The organism is Phyllobacterium sp. P5_D12 (assembly GCF_054049495.1).
Genome location: NZ_JBFUMG010000628.1, coordinates 1 through 2438, shown reverse-complemented (window position 1 = coordinate 2438; position 2438 = coordinate 1). Strand labels below are relative to the sequence as shown.

4 protein-coding genes are annotated in these 2438 nt (G+C 56.0%); 2 read left to right on the top strand and 2 right to left on the bottom strand.

Annotation, left to right across the window (positions count from 1 at the left end; translation table 11 throughout):
- Positions 1-604 (bottom strand): LysE/ArgO family amino acid transporter (locus ACXJ5O_RS24455; protein ID WP_457302172.1); only part of this gene is annotated, 604 nt, incomplete at its 3' end.
- A gap of 36 nt (positions 605-640) precedes the next feature.
- Entirely contained in the window at positions 641-1405 is a 765-nt protein-coding gene (locus ACXJ5O_RS24450) for an SOS response-associated peptidase (RefSeq protein ID WP_457302171.1), read from the bottom strand.
- A gap of 100 nt (positions 1406-1505) precedes the next feature.
- Between ACXJ5O_RS24450 and ACXJ5O_RS24445 the strand changes: the two genes are divergently transcribed.
- Both ACXJ5O_RS24445 and ACXJ5O_RS24440 read left to right on the top strand, forming a co-directional pair.
- Positions 1506-1937, top strand: a complete 432-nt coding sequence (locus ACXJ5O_RS24445; RefSeq protein WP_457302170.1) for an NUDIX hydrolase — start codon at positions 1506-1508, stop codon at positions 1935-1937.
- Between the two features lie 79 nt (positions 1938-2016).
- Positions 2017-2385, top strand: coding sequence for a TIGR02301 family protein (locus tag ACXJ5O_RS24440; RefSeq protein WP_457302169.1), 369 nt, complete (start codon positions 2017-2019; stop codon positions 2383-2385).
- Positions 2386-2438: the final 53 nt, after the last annotated feature.

Genomic DNA, 2438 nt, shown 5'->3' with positions numbered 1-2438 from the left:
GGAAACGGACTAACAGACTTAAACCAATGCCGGCCATGACGAGGCCGATCAAAACGTCAAGTACGCGCCACGCGGCCGGCTTGGCAAAAACCGGCTGCAACAGCCTCGCACCATAGCCGAGGCCGAAGAACCATATGAACGACGCCAGTGCGGCGCCTGCGCCATAGGCCGCCCGGTTCCAACCTTCAAAGCGAGCCGACAGGCCGCCAAGCAGAACGACGGTATCAAGATAGACATGCGGGTTGAGAAAGGTCAGCGCCAGAACGGTGCCGATCGCGACTTTCAAATTGCCGTTGCCGGAGTTCGCCGCTTTCAGTACCTCGGGATGGAGCGCACGCCGGAAGGCAACCGAAGCATACCAGAACAAGAACGCGGCGCCGCCGAGCGTTACGACCGAGATAAGTGTGGGCGATTGCGCGATCAGCGTCCCAAGGCCCGCGACGCCCGCCGTAATCAACAGGGCATCGGACAGAGCGCAAATCAGGCTCAAGAGGAAGACATGTTCTCGCAGTAGCCCCTGCCGTAATATGAAAGCGTTCTGCGCGCCGATGGCAATAATAAGGGACGCGCCAAGAAGAAAACCGGAGAGAGCGGCTGAAAACATCGGGTAGACATCCTGGGGAATAGTTGGATTGGCGTATTAGAACAGTTTCATCTGGTTGTCAGGCTCCAGCGGTTTGACGCGTCCCGGCTTCTTCGTTTCAACTAAGGTCTCGTTGATCCGCTCCTGGATTTCCGGACCAGTGTTGGAAAACTTGTTGACCTCGTCCGAGACGGGGATCGCCTCGAAGAAATCGGCTTGGGCCGGCTTCATGAGCTCGGCGACATGGCGCGGTTCCTGCGTTTTGCAATCAAGCCAACGGGCAAAATCTTTCTGCTCTATGACAACGGGCATGCGGTCGTGGATGAAACGCAAATCCTCGTTGGCGTTCGTCGTCAGGATTGCGCCCGTGTCCATTTCGGAGCCTTCTGCATTTGCCCATGGTTCGTAGAGACCCGCAAATGCAACGATTCCGCCGTTGCGGGGCCGGACCCAGTAGGCTTGCGATTTCCTGTTACCGTCCCGCCGCCACTCGTAGAAACCCGAGGCCGGAACTAACGCACGGCGGTGACGCATTGCGGCTTTGAACGACGCCTTCTCGATTGCTGTTTCGGAGCGCGCATTGATCATAAGTGGATAATTGGCGGTATCTTTCACCCAGCCGGGAATAAAGCCCCACCGCACCAGAAGCGCTCTGCGATCGGGGCGATTGCTGCCCGGCGGCGGCGTTTCACCGGCGATCACCATGAGGATCGGCTGTGTCGGCGCGATATTATAGCGCGGAGGAAAAGGCTCGAGCTCCATGAGGGCGAGATACGCTTCAACGTCTTCGGGTGTTTCGATGAGTGAAAAACGTGCGCACATGCAGTATGCCTAAATTGTTCGGGAATGACGATCATCCGTATTTGACATGCAGCGTTAAGCCAGTCTTGTCAAAACTTCTCTCACCGCGTACCCCTGATACATGGACCAAATTCCCCTCTCCGCAACTGTCGACGGCGTTTCGACCGTTTGCATCCGCGATCGGGCCTTCCTCTTGGTGGAGCGAGCACGCGAACCGTCAAAAGGCTGGCTGGCATTTCCGGGTGGCAGGAGAGAGCAAGGCGAGATGCCGCAAGAAGCAGCAATTCGTGAACTGCATGAAGAAACCGGCATAACAGCAACAGAAGTAACTTATCTCACGACCGTTACCTTCGACTACTCGACACCGGAATTTCCAGCGCCGAAACCTTTCCGCTTGGCTGTATTTCTCGCGCTTGATCCAGTGGGAGAAGCCATCGCTGCGGATGATGCGGCGGCGGTGCATTGGCTCCGGGTCGAGGAAATGGCGGCGTTCGACGTGACCGAGAGTGTTCTGGATGTCGCAAACGAATTGGCTCGAAAATTTAAAACCTGAGATATTGACCACAGACGCCTTGAAGATGCCAAGCTTTCGGGCAACAACCTTTGCGGGGAATTAGTCTCGGGGTTGTCGCGTGCGGCGTGCAATAGTAATCACAGCGTTTTTGACGGCAATCGCCACGGCAGTGCCAGCTTACGCGGTCGACCCTCTATATGAGGCAAAGCTCCTACGTTTGGCCGAGGTTCTCGGATCGATCCATTCGCTGCGTAATCTTTGCGGCGAAAGGAGCAACCAGTGGCGGGATCGAATGGATTCGCTGCTCCTGGCGGAGAATCCGGACCCGGCACGCCGGGCTAAGTTGATCGCGAGTTTCAATCGCGGGTATCGCACGTTCAACGAGACTTATTCAACCTGCACGAACCAGGCGATTGCGGCGATTGACCGCTACCAAATCGAAGGAACAAGGCTTTCTTCGGAGATCGTATCGGGCTATGGAAATTAACCAGGCTTTAACTGTTGAAGCCAATGAACCGCATTTTAAACAAAACGTATGGT